This window comes from Aureimonas fodinaquatilis (genome assembly GCF_008369445.1).
In the GTDB taxonomy this organism is placed as follows: domain Bacteria; phylum Pseudomonadota; class Alphaproteobacteria; order Rhizobiales; family Rhizobiaceae; genus Aureimonas; species Aureimonas fodinaquatilis.
This window is the reverse complement of sequence record NZ_VTWH01000003.1, coordinates 498,593-516,879: the sequence shown is the minus strand read 5'-3', so window position 1 is coordinate 516,879 and position 18,287 is coordinate 498,593. Positions and strand designations below refer to the sequence as shown.

20 protein-coding genes are annotated in these 18,287 nt (G+C 57.6%); all 20 read right to left on the bottom strand.

Annotated features, from left to right (window positions below):
* Positions 1-100: 100 nt before the first annotated feature.
* Positions 101-478, bottom strand: a complete 378-nt coding sequence (locus tag FPY71_RS14635; protein WP_149301030.1) for a hypothetical protein — start codon at positions 476-478, stop codon at positions 101-103.
* Positions 479-612: 134 nt separating this feature from the next.
* Complete coding sequence (locus FPY71_RS14630) at positions 613-2,817, bottom strand: primosomal protein N' (RefSeq protein WP_149301029.1); 2,205 nt, start codon at positions 2,815-2,817, stop codon at positions 613-615.
* Positions 2,818-3,026: 209 nt separating this feature from the next.
* Positions 3,027-3,530 (bottom strand): DNA starvation/stationary phase protection protein Dps, encoded by a 504-nt coding sequence (gene dps, locus FPY71_RS14625; protein ID WP_149301028.1) that lies wholly within the window; start codon positions 3,528-3,530, stop codon positions 3,027-3,029.
* A 72-nt stretch (positions 3,531-3,602) separates the two neighbouring features.
* Positions 3,603-4,079, bottom strand: coding sequence for a DUF302 domain-containing protein (locus tag FPY71_RS14620; RefSeq protein ID WP_149301027.1), 477 nt, complete (start codon positions 4,077-4,079; stop codon positions 3,603-3,605).
* A gap of 41 nt (positions 4,080-4,120) precedes the next feature.
* Positions 4,121-4,669, bottom strand: a complete 549-nt coding sequence (gene msrA / locus FPY71_RS14615) for a peptide-methionine (S)-S-oxide reductase MsrA (RefSeq protein WP_246160562.1) — start codon at positions 4,667-4,669, stop codon at positions 4,121-4,123.
* A gap of 290 nt (positions 4,670-4,959) precedes the next feature.
* A complete protein-coding gene (locus tag FPY71_RS14610) occupies positions 4,960-5,739 on the bottom strand; it encodes a succinate dehydrogenase iron-sulfur subunit (RefSeq protein ID WP_149301025.1) in 780 nt (259 codons plus the stop codon).
* A 146-nt stretch (positions 5,740-5,885) separates the two neighbouring features.
* Positions 5,886-6,986: an App1 family protein phosphatidate phosphatase gene (locus FPY71_RS14605; protein WP_188052358.1), complete on the bottom strand. Its 1,101-nt coding sequence runs from the start codon at positions 6,984-6,986 to the stop codon at positions 5,886-5,888.
* A 10-nt stretch (positions 6,987-6,996) separates the two neighbouring features.
* Positions 6,997-7,404 (bottom strand): hypothetical protein, encoded by a 408-nt coding sequence (locus FPY71_RS14600; protein WP_149301023.1) that lies wholly within the window; start codon positions 7,402-7,404, stop codon positions 6,997-6,999.
* Positions 7,405-7,459: 55 nt separating this feature from the next.
* Positions 7,460-8,266: a glycosyltransferase family 25 protein gene (locus FPY71_RS14595; RefSeq protein WP_210246298.1), complete on the bottom strand. Its 807-nt coding sequence runs from the start codon at positions 8,264-8,266 to the stop codon at positions 7,460-7,462.
* Between the two features lie 229 nt (positions 8,267-8,495).
* The gene (gene sdhA, locus FPY71_RS14590) at positions 8,496-10,346 is read right to left on the bottom strand and encodes a succinate dehydrogenase flavoprotein subunit (RefSeq protein WP_149301021.1); all 1,851 of its coding nucleotides are present in this window, start codon (positions 10,344-10,346) and stop codon (positions 8,496-8,498) included.
* A 5-nt stretch (positions 10,347-10,351) separates the two neighbouring features.
* Positions 10,352-10,729: a succinate dehydrogenase, hydrophobic membrane anchor protein gene (gene sdhD, locus FPY71_RS14585; protein ID WP_149301020.1), complete on the bottom strand. Its 378-nt coding sequence runs from the start codon at positions 10,727-10,729 to the stop codon at positions 10,352-10,354.
* A gap of 13 nt (positions 10,730-10,742) precedes the next feature.
* Entirely contained in the window at positions 10,743-11,135 is a 393-nt protein-coding gene (gene sdhC, locus FPY71_RS14580) for a succinate dehydrogenase, cytochrome b556 subunit (protein WP_149301019.1), read from the bottom strand.
* A 245-nt stretch (positions 11,136-11,380) separates the two neighbouring features.
* On the bottom strand, positions 11,381-11,848 hold the full coding sequence (locus FPY71_RS14575; RefSeq protein ID WP_149301018.1) for a GNAT family N-acetyltransferase: 468 nt from the start codon (positions 11,846-11,848) through the stop codon (positions 11,381-11,383).
* A gap of 71 nt (positions 11,849-11,919) precedes the next feature.
* Complete coding sequence (gene leuC / locus FPY71_RS14570; RefSeq protein ID WP_149301017.1) at positions 11,920-13,329, bottom strand: 3-isopropylmalate dehydratase large subunit; 1,410 nt, start codon at positions 13,327-13,329, stop codon at positions 11,920-11,922.
* 340 nt (positions 13,330-13,669) lie between these two features.
* Positions 13,670-14,200 (bottom strand): 50S ribosomal protein L19, encoded by a 531-nt coding sequence (gene rplS / locus FPY71_RS14565; protein ID WP_149301016.1) that lies wholly within the window; start codon positions 14,198-14,200, stop codon positions 13,670-13,672.
* 179 nt (positions 14,201-14,379) lie between these two features.
* Positions 14,380-15,060: a tRNA (guanosine(37)-N1)-methyltransferase TrmD gene (gene trmD / locus FPY71_RS14560; protein ID WP_149301015.1), complete on the bottom strand. Its 681-nt coding sequence runs from the start codon at positions 15,058-15,060 to the stop codon at positions 14,380-14,382.
* 9 nt (positions 15,061-15,069) lie between these two features.
* Positions 15,070-15,372, bottom strand: a complete 303-nt coding sequence (locus tag FPY71_RS14555; protein WP_149301014.1) for a putative quinol monooxygenase — start codon at positions 15,370-15,372, stop codon at positions 15,070-15,072.
* A 138-nt stretch (positions 15,373-15,510) separates the two neighbouring features.
* A complete protein-coding gene (gene rimM, locus FPY71_RS14550; protein WP_149301013.1) occupies positions 15,511-16,080 on the bottom strand; it encodes a ribosome maturation factor RimM in 570 nt (189 codons plus the stop codon).
* 117 nt (positions 16,081-16,197) lie between these two features.
* Positions 16,198-16,611, bottom strand: coding sequence for a 30S ribosomal protein S16 (gene rpsP / locus FPY71_RS14545; RefSeq protein WP_149301012.1), 414 nt, complete (start codon positions 16,609-16,611; stop codon positions 16,198-16,200).
* A gap of 63 nt (positions 16,612-16,674) precedes the next feature.
* Complete coding sequence (ffh, locus tag FPY71_RS14540) at positions 16,675-18,222, bottom strand: signal recognition particle protein (protein ID WP_149301011.1); 1,548 nt, start codon at positions 18,220-18,222, stop codon at positions 16,675-16,677.
* Positions 18,223-18,287: the final 65 nt, after the last annotated feature.

Below are 18,287 nucleotides of genomic sequence, written 5' to 3'. Positions count from 1 at the left end.
TGCAGCTTCACCGTTCCAATCGAGCGTTCGTCTAGCATAGCGATCCGGCCGCGACAACATAGGTTTGGGCAGTCTTTCACGATGATTCAGCCGGTTTTTTTCAGCCAGCGGGCGCAAATCCGAAAAACGGCCCCATAAACAGCACCGTCAGAGCGATATTGAAAAGCAGGATAGTCGCGCTGCGAGCGCTGACCCCAGAATCAGCCACAATGGAAAGCAGGCGGCCCATGGTCGCGCTGGCCCATGCAAGACCAAGCACGATCTGCACAATCGGCTGATCGTAAAACAGCAGCGCTGCAAACCCCGCACCGGCATGAAACCCGCCTACAGAGCCGCGCAACTGCCCTCCGCTCCCGGCTGCAGGCTCAAGTCCGGCAAGCCGTTGCGCCTGCCGGGGCATGATCATGATCACCAGTCCGACGATGAATGTTGCAAGCGCCGCAATAAGCGGCATCCAGTCTGCGTTGGTAAGTGGCAATGAGAACTGCATGTTGGCGTGACCTGACAATTTGCTGAGGCTGAAAATGCGAATCGCTTGCCGGCAGTCCGGCGCACATGGTCCGGACTTATAGACGCATTCACCTTGTTGTTACTGGAAACTTTGCCCGGGTTTTACAGGAAACTTTGTGGATCAACGTCAATTTGAACCTGCACCGAGCCACGGGGGCGCGGCGCAGCAGCGAACAGGCGGCGCAGAAAAACCTGCATCGATTCCTGTCGTGACCCTTGGCAAAGCAGCCGGAAGCGATGCCGCCCACGCAGAACCGCCAAAGGCGCCTCCGCCGGTCCCAGCACGTCAATGCCACCGTCATCGGGAGCTGCGGCCCGCAACGCGCGTCCGTAATCTTCCGCCTCGCGCCGGGTTGCCGCCGACACGATAATTGCTGACAGGCGCCCGAATGGCGGCATACCCGCTCTTTCCCGCTCTGCCAGTTCCCGCTCATAGAATCGCTCTTCATCACCGGAAGCGATTGCCTGCATGACCGGATGCTCCGGCTGCCAGGTTTGAATCAGGCCGCGGCTGGCACGGCCAGAGCGCCCTGCTCTTCCGGTCACCTGATGCAGAAGCTGAAAGGTTCGTTCAGCCGCGCGCGGATCACCATTGGCAAGCCCAAGATCGGCATCGATTGCGCCGACCAGTGTCATCAACGGAAAATGGTGACCTTTGGCGACCAATTGGGTGCCAATCACGATATCTGCCCCGCCATCGGCAATGGCTTCCAGTTCCCGGCGCATCCGCTTCGGCCCGCCGGGCAGGTCGGATGACAGAAGCACTGTGCGGGAATTGGGAAACCGCTCCAGCATTTCCTCGGCGATTCTTTCAACGCCCGGCCCGCATGCCACAAGGTGGTCCATTGTCCCGCATTCCGGGCAGGATTCCGGGCGCTTTTCAGTGTGGCCGCAGTGATGGCAGCTCAATTGCCCGCGCAGCCGATGATCCACCAGCCATGTCGAACATTGCTGGCAGTGAAACCGGTATCCGCACGCGCGGCACAATGTCAGAGGTGAGTATCCTCGCCGGTTCAGGAACAGCAATGCCTGCTCGCCCCGTGCCACGGTCTGCTCAATCGCGGTCAGCAATACAGGAGAAACAAAACGTCCGCGCGCGGGCGGATGCCGCCGCAGGTCCACCAGCGACAAGTCTGGCAAAGCTGCCTCCTCGTAGCGGGATTGCAGGCGCAAATGCTCGTAACGGCCTTGTGAAGCATTCACCCGGCTTTCCACGGATGGCGTAGCCGACGCCAGTATCACCGGCACTTTCTCAAGAGAGGCCCGCACAACCGCCATATCCCGTGCGTGATAGAAAGTCCGCTCTTCCTGTTTGTAGGCCGGGTCGTGCTCCTCATCGACAATGACCAGACCCAGCTCACGAAACGGCAGAAACAGTGCCGAACGCGCACCGGCAACCACCCGCACGCGGCCTTCGGCCGCCTGCCGCCAGATTTTTTCGCGCATTCGCGGCGGCATGTCTGAATGCCATTCTGCGGGCGGCGCGCCAAAGCGCGTGTGAAACCTGTCGATAAATGCCTGTGTCAGTGCAATTTCGGGCAGGAGAATCAGGACCTGCCTGCCAGCATCAAGCGCAGCAGCAACCGCCTCGAAATAAACTTCGGTTTTGCCGGACCCGGTCACGCCTTCCAGCAGCGTCACGCCGTAATCCGCGTTAACGGTTGCGGCACGCAGACTATCCGCGACGCTGATCTGCTCGGCATTCAGCTCAGCCCGCCCGTAAGTGGTGTCGGGCAGTGGAACTGCTGGATGCGGGGGCAGCGCTACCGGTTCGAAACTGCCATGTTTGATCAGCCCATCCACCACTGCAGCCGATATGCCCGCGGCATGGGCCAGGCCGGAACGGGTCCAGTGCGGCATGGACGCCGCCAGTTCCAGAGCTCTTGCTCGCGCTGGCGTTATGCGCTCGGGTGAAACACCGGCGAACCTGAACCCTTCCATCATCGGCTCCGGGTCAAATGCTGCAGGCGCACGCAAGGCCATCCGCACAACCAGGCCCGGCGGTGATAATGTGTAAGCGGCAACCCAATCAACGAAGCGACGCATGGCGGGCTGCAAAGGCGGGCAATCGAACAGCTTGGTGATCTCCCGCAGCTTGGCGGGATTGATCACCTCTGTTTCGCCGTCCCACACCACTCCTGCAACCTGCCTTGGGCCCAGTGGCACCTGAACAATGGAGCCGGGTTCCACGGCCATGCCAACAGGGACAGCATAGGAATAGGGTCTGTCTGCCGGAACCGGCACCAGCACAGGGACCGCCCGCTGCGGCTCTTCCGAACCGAACAGCATCTGGCTTGCTTGGCTCATATTGGCCTGCCGCCGATCACCCATGCACCACTACCCGCTGCTTCATCACCTGTAGCCCATCAGGAGACCTTTCGACCCCCTGAAACGCTCTCACACTGCGCCTTGTCGCATTGCCACGTCGCTGAAAAACAACTGTTCAACGTGAAATGCTCTGGCCATGCCACACTCAGGTAGCGATCTGGCCGGGTGATGAAAAGACGGGTTGCGGATTATTTGGTCTGGAAGTGGCTTTCCAGGAAGTACAGCGACTGTTCAACATTGCGCCCGATATTGGTGAACAGGTCTGCCGTCAGCGCATCCCCAGCCTCGTCAGATTCCGAAATGGCTTCACGCAATGTCGCGCTCCAGCGGGCAAAATGGTCCGCCAGTTGCTTCAGATGCCCCATGGAATCCACAAGGTCCAGCGGGTAAGGCGTCAGAATGGTGTTCTGCGATGCGGCCTGTACGGTGCCATGCGCTTGCCCGCCCAAGGCCGTCAGCCGTTCGGCGATGCTGTCAACATAGGTTTCAACTTCATTGTGCAGCCGGTCGAACAGCAGATGAACGGACATGAAGTTTTTGCCTTTGACATTCCAGTGCGCCTGCTTGGCAGCGTAGGACAGGTCGATTGCAGTTCCCAAATGCTTCTGCAAAAGCTCGATCATCGCGACCCGCAGATTTTCATTTCCAGGATTTTTGGTCGGATGCAGAATGGTTTGAGATTTTTTGGCCATCAGCCTACTCCGTTATCAAGGGCTTTCCAGTCTGCCCCAAACGGTCAACGCACACCATAGGTTGCTTCAAATCTACCTGCGGTCGGTCCGGCTGATTGCGGCCTGCGTCAGGGCATCCAGCGAACTGCGCATTTCCTGCCACTCGCGATCCTGCGCGCTCAGCCCATAGCGTTGCGCCAGCACGCCGGGGTCAACATAGCCAATCTGCGTCGCGCCTTCCTCATCCCAGATCAGAATACGCTGCGGCAGATCTATTCCCAGACGCTTGTTCTGCCGCATCAAAGGCGTGCTGATTTTCGGTTTCGAAAACATCACCACCCGCATTTGGGAAAGCTCTTCACCCACAAGGCGCGCCGCCGCCTCATGATCGATCACCCCAAGCACGACCGATCCGGAGCGCTCAATCACCTCTTCCAACCGTTTTGAAGTTTCCTCGACGTCATAACGGCTCTGTCGCACCACCCAGTCATCAGCAGCCCACGCCGTATGCCCGGCGCTCAGCAGCAGAAATGCGAAACCTAATAGTGGCAGCAACAGGCGAGGTATCATCGGATCTCCCGGTGGTTGATGAGCGCGACTTTACATTTCCTTCAGGTAGGCGGCAGGCCGGCGAATGCCCGTTCGCCCCAGACAGAGCGAATGGCCACATCTCGCCCGCATCCGACGCGGTACGCCTCATAACGAGCCGGATTTTTGCTAGCGAAGTCTTGATGATAGGGTTCCGCCGCATAAAAGGGCAAGGCCGGAATGATCTTTGTGGCAATATCTTTCCGCAATTCCTCAACTATACCCAGTTTTGAGGTTTCCGCGGCCTGCTTTTCGGCGTCATTTCCGTAAAAGATGGCCGTTTCATATTGATTGCCGCGATCGCAGAATTGCCCGCCGCCGTCTGTCGGGTCAATGAAGTGCCAAAACGCGTAAAGCAATTGGTCGTATGTCACCTTTGCAGAATCATAGGTGACTTCGACCGCTTCCAGATGCCCTGTATCCCCCGCCAGTACGCGCTCATAGCTGGGGTTGGCCACCGTTCCGCCCGAAAAGCCGGAAACCGTGGCGATAACACCCGGCATTTTGTCGAAATGCGCTTCCACCGACCAGAAGCAGCCGCCAGCGAACACCGCCACACGTTGCTCAGCCATTGCCTTTTGCGGCAAGGCCAATACCAAGACTGCAAAACAAAGAGTCAGAAAGCGCAGCACCATCGCAATCACCATTCAAACGGTTGGATGCCAGAGCTTCATGAAGCGACCTTTCCGATCACCCGAGATGCTCTGACTCTGTGTTCTGCCGCATCGCCCGGCCGCTAAAACATCATGGTTTTAACGAGAAATGCTCCGATGATTGTGCGTGAAAATTGCGCCTTTCAAAAGGCAAAAAGCCGCGCTGATCTCTCAGCGCGGCCTTTTGTAACATGGGGGGGTGGAGCAGCTCAGACCCGGCGCTCGACCATCATTTTTTTGATCTCGGCAATTGCCTTTGCCGGGTTCAAGCCCTTGGGGCATGTCTGCGTGCAGTTCATGATTGTGTGGCAACGGTACAGCCGGAACGGGTCTTCAAGCTGATCCAACCGCTCGCCCGTTGCCTCATCACGCGAATCGATCAACCAGCGATAAGCTTGCAGTAGAACTGCCGGCCCGAGATAGCGATCACCGTTCCACCAGTAGGACGGGCAGGAAGTCTGGCAGCAGAAACACAGAATGCACTCATACAGACCGTCCAGCTTTTCGCGGTCCGCATGACTTTGCCGCCATTCCTTTTCAGGCTCTGGTGTTTCGGTTTTCAGCCATGGCTCAATCGAGCGAAGCTGCGCATAAGGCACTGTCAGGTCAGGAACCAGATCCTTGATCACCGGCATATGAGGCAGTGGATAAACCTTTACCGCGCCTTTTACCTCATCCATGCCTTTGGTGCACGCCAGGGTGTTGGTGCCGTCAATGTTCATGGCGCAGGAACCGCAGATCCCCTCCCGGCATGACCGACGCAGTGTCAGAGTTGAATCAACGTTGTTCTTGATCCAGAGCAAGGCGTCCAGAACCATGGGACCGCAATCGTCCAGATCAACATAGTAAGTGTCGACACGCGGATTCTGATCGTCATCCGGCGACCAGCGGTAAATGGCGAATTCACGCACATTGGCCGATGCATCCGGTTTCGGCCACACTTTACCTTTGGTCAGCCGCGAGTTTTTGGGAAGGCTGAGTTCGACCATCTATCCGTCCTGAACTTCAAACGTCCAGCCCGCAGGACGCGGGCATTTAGAATGGGCCTAAACATAAAGCTTCCGCAGCGCAACAGCCTTCCTGTTCCAACAGCAATTTCAATCGGTTCAACAAATGAAACACTTCCGGTTTTCACTTAAAGTGGTGATTGGCCACCCTGGATTCGCCGTCTGACCGCCATCGACACTGAATCGGCGGTGCCGCTGCCGACAAAGCCAAGACTTTCGGCCAGACGCGCCGCCTCCACAAGTGTTGCGCTCAATGTCACGGGGATGCCGTTTTCCTGCAGCGCAGCAATCTGTCGGTCCACCTCACGACCTGGCGATGCTGGCCTGATATCGTGAATGTGCACCAGCGCCACCCTTCCCGGAAATCTCGTGGCTATATCCTGGTAAATTGCCGCGTCGTCCTGGCCCGAATCGCCAATCAGCACAAATGGCAGATGCGGATAGGCGTTCAGCAATGCCTCAATCATTCGTGTCTTATGGCCGTTGTGCCGCCGCAAAATCCAGTCGAGACCGTCGTTCGAAAGATTGCGCAGCAACATCGGTCCACGCGGGATGCCACGCAGCGCCATGAACCGGTCATACAGATCAAACAGATTCCATGGCCCGGATGACACATAGAATATCGGATTGGTTTCCGGTCCATCCGCACCGGCCGCCAATGCATGATAGAATTCCGCGACGCCGGGAAACGCTATCCGGCTTTCAGGAGAGTTGGCAGTCACAACTCGCCAGTGCCGCAGAAGCTGGTTCGCACCGGTGTGAATGATTGTGTCGTCAATATCCGAAACAATCACAAATCGCGCACCCGGTGAAACGACGCGCACCAGCCCTTCCTGCATGACACTGGAAGGCTGATATCCCGGAGCATGGTCCAAAGTCAGCCGAACAGGCAGCCACGGTGAAGCACCCGAGGCAACACCCGGAGTGTTGACTTCGATATAGCCGCTGTCATCGCTCACCACTTCGCCGCTTCTGTCGCCAAACTGCCAGGATACGCGCGCGCCACTGATTTGATCTGTGCTGAAACGCTTATATGTCAGCCATAAATTGTGCAGAGCCGAAGTGGTATGCGGCGCTGACACCACGCCTTCATCCTCCAGCACGCGGCCACGCAGCCATGCACCGCCCTCGCCCGCATAGCCCAGATACGGCATAAGCATTGGCGGATCGACCAGACCCATCCGGCGCTTCATGCCCATATGCAAGCGGCGCAAGCGTCCGCTTCTCATAAAACGCCCCTCATTGCGCAGATGGTGGAACCTGAGCATCTGGATTGTAGGTTCCGGTTTCGCAGCTGGTCAGACTGTCATTCAGAAAGTCGAAAATCACTTTCTGATCAGCTTGCCCGACACGCTGGTCGCCCAGCATGCGCTCTGCTGCGGGTGGAGAAATAACCGTGGCAATCATATAGTCACGCTGCGGATCCGATAAGCGCACAAGTGACTGTTCGGCCAGACACTGGCAACCTTCCGGCGACATGTCTTTCAACTGAACCGCGCAAATTCCGGCAATCAGACCAACCTGATTGCCCTGTCCCTCTTCCGGAAACATTTGCGCGGCCTCGTCACTGGCCAAAGCAGGGGCAAGGGCGGCAAACAGAAAACAAGTTGCCAGACCGGTGCAAATCCGCTGTCTTTTTATGAGCATTGACTCCCCCCCAACTGCATATTTGATGCAGCTTTACTGGTATTGCCTGCCCACCTTACCACTCAAAATTGCGAGGGATAGACCCCCCGCGCCGCAACGCAGAGTTCCATAGTTGCCAGCGCAATCCTGCCCGGGTTCTGGCTTGCCGTAAATAGGCCAAAGGCCCGCGGCGTCTGCGCAGCGCATCGCGAGCATAGCTTTGTGCAATCAGGCTTGGCGCGTCACTCTGGTGAATTGGCAAGGGCGAGCAATGCCAGATATCGCAACCGGTGAGTGCGGGATTTGACAGGTAGTCATCATAGGGCAAAAGCAGCTTGCCAGCGCGCTGCATCAGCTTTTCTGCAGCCGCCCGGGTAATGACATAGGCAGCGGATCCGGCAGATGGACGCAACGAATTGACCAGCCAGCCCTGGCTAAGCTGCGCCCGGGCGACAGCCAGCCTCCTGCCGCTTTTCAGCCCCTCAAGTTTGATAATATCAAATGGCTGTTTCAGCCGCGTTATTTCGGCCAGACGACCCGGCAGAGCAGCGGAGGGTACGGCGTCATCTTCCAGTATGAGAGCCAGATCATTCGTCGAATGCAGAAATTGCTGCAGCGCCACCAGGTGGCTGGCAAAACACGCTTCCTGCACCAGAAGATATTCGCGCTGCCGCACCATGCTCCAGCCAAGCCCGGATGGCGGCAAAGCAATGTGAAGCCCCCGCACGGCCAGCACTTTTTCCGGAGCGAAGGCGGCGTCCAAAGCTGCAATCCGATGCAGGGCATAGGGCAGGCCGGAAAAATTGCTTTCCAGAGTTTCCCATCGGTCAACGGACCGGTCCAGATTGATCGCATAGATTGCAAGCGACAATGAGTGATTCACGGGCGGGCCCACACCAACAAGCAATCAGAGCATTTCGCGTTGAAAGCGTTCAACGGCAAGACAATGCGCCGAAACAAGAACTTAGACTGTTTCAGGCAATCGCGATGTCGCCTGAAACGGTCTGGACAAGCAGCACAGATGGCTGAAGATTGTGGCGATAACAACTATAAAGCCCCGATATTCACTGAATATCGGGGCTTTTGAATTCGCATCAAACATTCATGCGAGATCAGTACACACGTTTTTTCGGTTTGATGTATTCGATCTCGTTGGACAGCGTGTAGGTGTGCACCGGCCGCTCTTCCAGCTTGACGGTCTGCGCCGACATATCCGTGTAGGCCAATGTGTGCTTCATCCAGTTCACGTCATCACGATCTGGAAAATCTTCACGCGCGTGCGCACCGCGCGATTCCTGACGCGCGAGAGCGGAATCCATGGTCACGACGGCCTGACAGATCAGATTGTCGTATTCCAGCGTCTCAATCAGATCCGTGTTCCAGATCAGAGAGCGATCTTTGATTCCCACTGTATCGGAATCCCGCCACACTGCATGGATGGCGTGGTGGCCCTCTTCCAGCACTTCGCCGGTGCGAAACACCGCGCAATTGCTCTGCATGGTTTTCTGCATGGAGAGGCGCAGTTCTGCCGTGGAAGTGCTGCCATTGGCATAGCGGAAACGATCAAGCCGCTCGATCGAGTTTTGCCCGGCATTCGCTGGCAATGGCTGCGCGCTGCCGCCGCGTTCTACAGTTTCAGCGCAGCGCAAAGCTGCGGCCCGGCCAAACACCACCAGATCGATGAGCGAGTTGGAGCCGAGACGATTGGCACCATGCACCGACACACATGCGGCTTCGCCAACGGCCATCAGACCCGGAACCACCGTGTCAGGATTGCCGTTTTTCAGCGTCAGGACTTCGCCATGATAGTTGGTCGGAATGCCGCCCATATTGTAATGAACAGTCGGAAGCACCGGAATTGGTTCTTTGGTAACATCCACTCCGGCAAAAATGCGGGCGCTTTCCGAAATGCCGGGCAGGCGCTCATGCAGGATTTTCGGGTCCAGATGGTCCAGATGCAGGAAGATGTGGTCCTTGTTCCGGCCAACACCGCGCCCTTCACGGATTTCCATTGTCATGGAGCGTGAAACGACATCGCGAGACGCCAGATCCTTGGCGGAAGGAGCATAACGCTCCATAAAGCGTTCACCTTCGGAATTCGTCAGGTATCCGCCCTCACCGCGTGCACCTTCGGTGATCAGGCAGCCAGCGCCATAAATGCCGGTCGGGTGGAATTGAACGAATTCCATGTCCTGCAACGGCAGACCAGCGCGCAGCACCATGGCATTGCCATCTCCGGTGCAGGTGTGGGCCGATGTGGCTGAGAAATAGGCCCGACCATAGCCGCCAGTGGCCAGAATGGTCTGCTTGGCCGAAAAGCGGTGCAAAGTGCCATCATCCATGCACATGGCCACGACGCCGCGGCACGCGCCATCGGAGTCCATGATCAGGTCAATGGCAAAATACTCAATGTAAAACTCGGACGAATAGCGCAGTGACTGGCCATACAGCGTGTGCAGAATGGCGTGGCCGGTTCGGTCTGCCGCGGCGCAGGTGCGTTGTGCGGGTGGCCCCTCACCATATTCCGTCGTCATGCCGCCAAATGGCCGCTGATAGATCTTGCCCTCCTGCGTGCGGGAAAACGGCACGCCGAAATGTTCAAGCTCATAAACCGCGGCTGGCGCATTGCGCACCAGATATTCGATTGCGTCCTGATCTCCCAGCCAGTCCGAGCCTTTGACGGTATCGAACATGTGCCAGCGCCAGTCATCCCGGCCCATATTGCCCAGAGACGCTGCAACGCCGCCCTGGGCAGCCACAGTGTGCGAACGCGTCGGGAAAACCTTGGTGATGCAGGCGGTCTTCAACCCGGCCTGCGCAGCGCCCAGCGTCGCGCGCAATCCGGCACCACCAGCGCCCACCACAACCACATCAAATGTGTGATCGATGAATTCATATGCCTTGCCGTTGATGCCAGGTGCAGTGCGGTGTGGCTGTCCGTTGCCAGTATGTGAATCAGCCATTTCCATTATGCTCCCAGGCTAAGCCGGATAATCGCGAACAGGCAGGCAAACGCGACGACAACCGAAAAGAAAGTGTTGGCGATGATCGCCACAAAACGCGCAGCCCCATGCAGGTAGTCTTCAATAACGATCTGCATGCCGAGACGCATGTGGACCGTTGCCGAGACGACAACCAGCCCCATGACCAGGCCCACCAGCGGGTTGCCAAAGGCTGCCACGACATCGGCATAGGTTCCGCTTGACAGGCGAATGACCAGGAAGACGAAAAACGTCATCAGAAACAGATTGGCGACGCCGGTGACGCGCTGCATCCAGAAATGGCCGGTTCCTTCCTTGGCAGAGCCAAGTCCGCGCACGCGGCCCAGTGGAGTTCTCATAGACATGGAGCCGCCCTTATCAACCAAAAATCAGTATTCCGAGCCACAGAAGCAGCGTGCCCGTCAGCGACGCAATCAAAGTGGCAATCGACATTTTAGTGGACGTTTCTTTTTCCAGCCCACGCCCCGTATCCCAGATGAAATGGCGGATACCGCCAAACATGTGGTGCAGCAACGCCCAGGTGTAGCCGAACAAGATCAACTGCCCGATGAACGATCCAAGAAACCATGAGGCCGTGGCAAAGGCGCCTGGCCCACTGGCGGCAGCCACCAGCCACCAGACGACGAGCAAAGTGCCGAAATAGAGCGCCATGCCGGTTATGCGGTGCACAATCGACATCGCCATCGTCGGTCTGAACCGGTAGATTGTCAGATGCGGCGAAAGCGGCCGTGCGGATTTAATCTCCGACAAAGCGTGTCTCCTGTCAGGCTGGCACTGCGCGTGTGCCGTATGTCCGGGCGGATCAAATCATGAGTTCAAGCCAGTGCTGCCCACAATGCGCTGGCTGGAGAGTTTCTAAAACACCGTTTGCGACTGCGAAATCAAGCACTCATGTAACAAAAGCGGCATCTTCGGCGCTCCCAAATCGATTAAGAGCGTTTCGGGCGGTGATTTATCCTGCGACTGTCACCCTGATTGGACATTCGCCATGCGAATCACCTGTCCAGAAACCGGATCATGTAGCTTGTCCAGTCTGCGGGTTCGGCAATGCGTGCATAAAGGTTGCGCCCGGTATCAGCATTGCGAGGTGCCTGCAGCACCAGACGCGACCAGCCTCGACCTTCGCCCTCATCAGCCAGAAGGTCCACCATCGCCTTGGCAATGCCTTTGCGACGATGCTGAATGTCCACGTAAATATGATCTGCAAGGCCGGTGCGCATGCCCGTCCACGGGTCAGGCAAATCATAGAACACCAGAAAACCGACCAGCGTGCCGTCGATGCGGGCGCCCAGAAGTTCGCCGGTCCGATCCTGAAGCAATTGCTCGGCGTAATAGACATCCGGCGCGCCAGGCGCGCCACGAAACATTGCCTGATTGTAGGCGGCAAGAAGAGGCGCGAGGTCCCGCGCATCTTTCAATCGCAGAAGCGAGATATCAATATCGGGCGCGGCAGCAGGTTCCATGCCGCTTTCAATGCCCCATTTTCCACCCCTGATGCAAGGGCGCACACGCCCCTGCACCTATTCACTCGGAATTATTTCCACTCGCGGATATCGACAAACCGCCCGGCAACCGCCGCCGCTGCCGCCATGGCCGGGGAAACAAGGTGCGTGCGCCCCTTGAAGCCCTGACGCCCTTCGAAATTGCGGTTCGAAGTGGAAGCGCAGCGCTCGTTCGGCTTCAACCGGTCTTCATTCATGCCAAGGCACATTGAACAACCCGGCTCACGCCAGTCGAAACCAGCGTCGCGGAAAATCCGGTCCAGACCTTCCGCCTCTGCCTGCGCCTTGACGAGACCGGAACCGGGAACAATCATTGCTGACACGGTGTCAGCAACACGACGCCCTTCCACCACTTTGGCAACCGCGCGCAGATCTTCAATCCGGCCATTGGTACAGGAGCCGATGAAGACGCGATCAATGCTGATATCGGTCATGCGCGTGCCGGGTGTCAGACCCATATATTCAAGCGCGCGCTGCTTGGTTGCCCGCTTGGCCTCATCGGCAATATCTGCAGGATCAGGGACAACGCCGGTAATTGCCACCACATCCTCGGGGCTGGAACCCCAGGTGAGAACGGGGGGCAGATTGGCTGCGTCCAGCCGCACGACATGATCGAAATGCGCACCCTCATCGGTGTGCAGTGTGCGCCAGAACTCCACCGCCCTGGCAAAATTCTCGCCCTGCGGCGCGCGCGGCCGGCCTTTGATATATTCGAATGTCGTTTCATCAGGCGCAATCAGGCCGGCGCGGGCTCCGCCCTCAATTGCCATGTTGCAGACCGTCATTCGGCCTTCCATCGACAATGACCGAATGGCTTCACCGGCATATTCGATGACATAGCCGGTGCCTCCGGCTGTGCCGATTTCACCAATAATGGCAAGAATAATGTCTTTGGCCGTGACGCCGGCAGCCGGAACTCCATCCACCTGCACCAGCATGTTTTTGGCTTTGTTCTGGATGAGTGTCTGGGTGGCCAGCACATGCTCAACTTCCGAAGTGCCAATGCCGTGTGCCAGCGCGCCGAATGCGCCATGTGTAGAGGTGTGACTGTCGCCACAAACGATGGTCATTCCCGGCAGGGTAAAGCCCTGTTCAGGACCAATGATGTGGACAATTCCCTGGCGCCGATCGACTTCGTTGAAATATTCCACGCCAAAATCCGCCGCATTGCGGGCCAGCGTCTCAACCTGAATCCGGCTTTCCTCGTCCGCAATGCCAAGGCTTCGGTCGCTTGTCGGCACATTGTGGTCAACGACTGCCAAAGTGCGCTCCGGCTGTCGCACCTTGCGGTTGGACATGCGCAACCCTTCAAAAGCCTGCGGGCTCGTGACTTCATGCACGAGATGGCGGTCTATATACAAAAGTCCCGCCCCACCTGGCAGGTTTTCAACCAGATGATCGTCCCAGATCTTGTCATACAAAGTACGTGGCTTGGCGCTCATGGTCTGTTCTCGTTCCGGCGCGTGATGCTGAACCTAACAACAACGCTGTGAATCAGGAAAAATCTTAAAAGGGGATGGTGATCCCCAGCGGTCAGCGGCCAAGATAGGTGGCTGAAATCTGACGGTAAAAAAACCGGCCGGGCAAGCGCGCACGATCATCCAGCGACGCAAAATCAAGCGTCGTCGGCAAATGACAGGTCATCTCGCAGCAAGGTTTCATGGCGCTAAAGTATCAACAGCATGGAATGGTTACAAGCTGCATCAACAGGGTTCTGATCAATGGCAATAAAAAAGCGGCCCGAGGACCGCTTTTTATCGTGATTCAGAAATCGTCGAGTGCTTACTCGGCGTTCTTTTCAGCAGCAGCTGCAGCTTCCGCAGCGGCTGCTGCCTCAGCGGCGGCGGCTGCTTCTGCGGCAGCAGCGGCCTGTGCAGCAACCTTGGCTGCATCAGCCTGCGCACGCACTTCGGCGGCGGCTGTGCGGGCATCATCATTCAGCTTGCGCGCACGGGCGTTGGTCGCCTCAACAATACGGGCAGACTTACCACGACGATCACGCAGATAGTACAGCTTGGCGCGGCGAACGCGACCACGGCGCACAACTTCAACCGACTCGACCTGTGGCGAGTAAACCGGGAATACGCGCTCTACGCCTTCGCCATAGGAAATTTTGCGAACGGTGAAGTTTTCCTGGAAACCAGCACCGGAACGAGCAATGCAAACGCCTTCATAAGCCTGAACGCGGGTGCGTGTGCCTTCCGTAACGCGAACATTGACGCGCAGCGTGTCACCTGGAGAAAAAGATGGAAGTGTGCGAACAGCCGCAATACGGGCCGCTTCAGCAGCATTCAGTTCGGAAATAATATCCATTGGTCGGGCCTCTCTTAATTTCATGCCGGTTTATCAGCCGGTCATGGCCGCTTGAACGGTCAAGTTTTTCTGAGGAAAACAGGGGCGCTAATACACGAGAACCAAAGTTCTGTCGAGTGCAAAAGTGACTGGAGTATGCGATCATCCGACCGATGATCAAACATATATAGCGGCAGCGGCTACTTCAGCAAATCCGGCCGCCGTTCACGCGTTATCCGCTCCGCCTGCTGCCGCCGCCATTTTTCCACCGCGCCGTGGTCGCCGGATGTCAGCACCGGAGGGATAGGTCGTCCCTCCCAAACAGCAGGACGAGTGTAGTGGGGATGCTCCAGAAGGCCAGTCTCAAAGCTTTCAGTTTCACCCGAAAGCGCATTGCCCATCACGCCCGGCAAAAGCCGCACAATGGAATCCAGCAGCACCAGAGCCGCCATTTCACCGCCGGACAGGATGTAATCGCCGATTGAAACTTCAATCAGCCCCCGCCCTTCAATAATCCGCTCATCCACACCCTCAAACCGGCCGCAGACAATATTGACACCCGGCCCGGCCGCCAGCTCACGCACCATTTGCTGGCTCAGCGGCCTACCGCGCGGGCTCATAAGAAGCCTGGGCCGCGCGTCATCGGCCGGTGATGCCGCATCAATGGCGCGGGCCAGAACATCTGCGCGCAGAACCATTCCTGCCGAACCGCCGGATGGCGTGTCATCCACAGCTCTGGAACGACCCTCACCAAAATCCCGGATATGAGTTGTTTCCAGCCGCCAGTCGCCACGCTCCAGCGCCCGGCCTGCCAGCGACAGGCCAAGAGGGCCGGGAAACATTTCCGGGTAAAGCGTGATGATGGAAGCGTGGAAGCTCATGAATGCCCGTCAGCTTAGCGGTGCAATTGCACCCGCCTCGATCGTCACCAGCTTGCGCTCGGCAACGCCAACCCGCGCCAGCGCCTGCCGCCATGCCGGCATATGTGGTGCATTGCTGTGCGCGTCCAGAGCTTCGCGCGTCTCCCACTCTTCATAGATGCGGATCAGGTCCGGCTCCAGCACATCAACTGCGTAAGAATAGGTCAGGCAGCCAGCCTCGGTACGAGTTGCAGTCAACACTGCCAGCATGTCGGCATGCATATCTGCGGGCACCGGCTGAGCCAGACGGACGATTCCAGAAACGATAATCATGCGGCATTTCTCCTCTGACTCAATGATCAGTTACAAGACTGCAGTCATTCGAAAGGCAGCTTTTCCTACAGCATTTCTCGTGGAAACGGAATCGTCTCAGCGTCAAAACCACGCGACAGAGCGAAGATCCGGATCAGTTCAGGTGGTCGAGCGATCATCCGAAGGGATCTCGTCACCCTCGCGAACTTCGACAGCACCCTCCAGTCCGGCCGACACCGGCTCCACAAGAATGTAGCCAACATCCAGATCAATTTCCGGAACGGCCGCTTCGGTAAAGGGAATCATGAAGCTGGCAGCGCCTTCACGACGGATTTCCAGAACATCGCCCGCACCGAAATTGTGGAAGGCAATCACCTCACCCAGCATTTCGCCGGCTGTGCTGCGCACATCAAGACCGATCAGATCCGCCTGATAGAAGTCTTCACCCATGTCGTCGTCAGGCAAGAGAGAGCGATCGACGAAAAGTTCTGTCCCGTTCAGCCGTTCCGCCTCATTGCGGTCCGTCACCTCTTCAAAACGAACGATGACGACGTTCTTTTGTTCACGCGCAGAACGCACTGTGTAACGCTTGCCATTGGCGTCCGAAAGTGGGCCGTAAGCGCCAATGTCAGTGGGGTTATCGGTATGGCTGCGCACCCGGCATTCACCGCGAATGCCATGCGCGCCACCGACTATGCCAAGAAGAACCGGATTTTCCAGCTTGCTCATCATGCGCTTCCTTATGCGGCCAGTGGCAGACATTATAAAAAGCGGGCGGCAGAAACCTGCCGCCCGCCTTCAAGCATTTCCTGTTGAAACGACATCGTTCAACAGACTGGCAAAAGCTTACTCAGCTTCGGTTGCAGCAGCTTCTTCCTGAGGTGCAGCAGCAGCTTCCGCAGCGGCGGCAGCGGCAGCAGCCGCATCTTCCTCACGCTGCTTGCGCTCAGCTTCGCGCTCCTGAGCCTTTTTGCCTGGCTGGCCCTTGGTCAGGTTGGAACGGGTTGGACGGTTCAGAATTCCAGCCTTGTCCAAAAAGCGCAAAACGCGATCGGTTGGCTGTGCGCCTTCGCCCAGCCAATGCTTGATGCGATCTTCTTTCAAGGTCACACGCTCGGCATCCTTAGGCAGCATAGGGTTCCATGCGCCAATCGATTCGATGAAACGGCCATCGCGCGGCGCGCGGGCGTCGGCAACAACGATGTGGTAGTAAGGGCGCTTTTTGGAGCCGGCACGAGCCAGGCGCATTTTCAAAGGCATAGTCTTTTCCTTTTGAGTCGATCTGTCGTTTTTTCTAGGTTCATGAAACGGCTTTAACCGCCGCTATTTCTTTCTGGTCAGGCCGGGCAGGCCCGGAAAACCACGGCCACCAGGCATGCCCGGCAGGCCGCCGCCACCCAATCCCGGTGGCAAACCACCTGGCAGGCCGCCAAGGCCACCGCTTTGCAATGACTTGGCCATTTCTTCCAATTGCTTGGGATCCATTTTGGAAAGGTCGGGCATACCGGCACCGGATGGAAGACCGAGCTTGCTGCCCAACCCGCCCATCAGTTTTCCCATCATGCCACCTTTGCCCTTGCCGACAGACTTCATCATGTCGGCCATCTGGCGATGCATTTTCAGAAGCTTGTTGATGTCGGACGCATCCGTTCCCGAACCCGCTGCAATGCGCTTCTTGCGGCTGTTTTTCAGAAGATCAGGGTTGGACCGCTCTTTTGCCGTCATGGAGGAGATGATGGCCAATTGCCGCTTGAGCAGCCTGTCATCAATACCGGCTGCCGCCACCTGATCCCGCACTTTGCCCATGCCGGGCATCAGCCCCATCAGGCCACCCATGCCGCCCATTTTCTGCATCTGGCCAATCTGATCGGCAAGATCGTTCATATCGAACTTGCCGCTCTGCATTTTCCTGGCCATCGCCGCGGCTTTTTCCGCATCGATGTTTTCCGCCGCCTTTTCGACCAGCGAAACAATGTCGCCCATGCCAAGAATGCGGTCGGCAATACGTGAAGGATGGAACTCCTCCAGCGCATCCATTTTTTCGCCAACACCAATCAGCTTGATCGGCTTGCCGGTAACCGCGCGCATGGACAAAGCGGCACCGCCACGGCCATCGCCATCCACACGGGTCAACACAATGCCGGTTATGCCCACACGCTCATCGAAAGAGCGGGCGAGATTAACTGCGTCCTGACCAGTCAGCGAATCTGCAACCAGCAGAATTTCATGCGGATTGGCCCGAGACTTGATCTCGGCCATTTCGGCCATCAACGGCTCGTCAATATGGGTGCGGCCGGCAGTGTCGAGAATCAGAACGTCATAGCCGCCAAGACGGGCCGCCTGCTCGGCACGGGTTGCAATTTCAACCGGGCCTTGTCCGGCAATGACCGGCAGCGTTGCCACGCCAGTCTGCTCGCCCAGAACACGCAATTGCTCCTGCGCGGCGGGCCTGCGGGTGTCCAGCGAGGCCATCAGCACTTTTTTGCGCTGGCGCTCTGTCAGCCGTTTGGCAATCTTGCCGCTGGTGGTGGTTTTACCCGAACCCTGCAAACCGACCATCATGATGGTGACTGGCGAAGGGGCGTTCAGGTCAATGGCGACCTGCTCTGTGCCCAATGTGGCCACCAGCTCGTCATGCACGAGCTTGACGACCATCTGCCCAGGCTTGATCGACTTCAGGATTTCCGCCCCGACCGCCTTTTCACGCACACGGTCGGTGAAAGAGCGAACCACTTCCAGCGCAACGTCCGCTTCCAGCAGCGCACGGCGCACCTCCCGCAGCGCAGCCGACACATCCTTGTCGGACAGAGCGCCACGGCCTGTCAGGCCGTTCAGAATGGACCCAAGGCGGTCCTGAAGGGATTCGAACATCGGCTTCCTTTCCATTCGCCTCATCTGGCAATTGCGCCATTTGATAGAATGGTGATGAAGTGCGC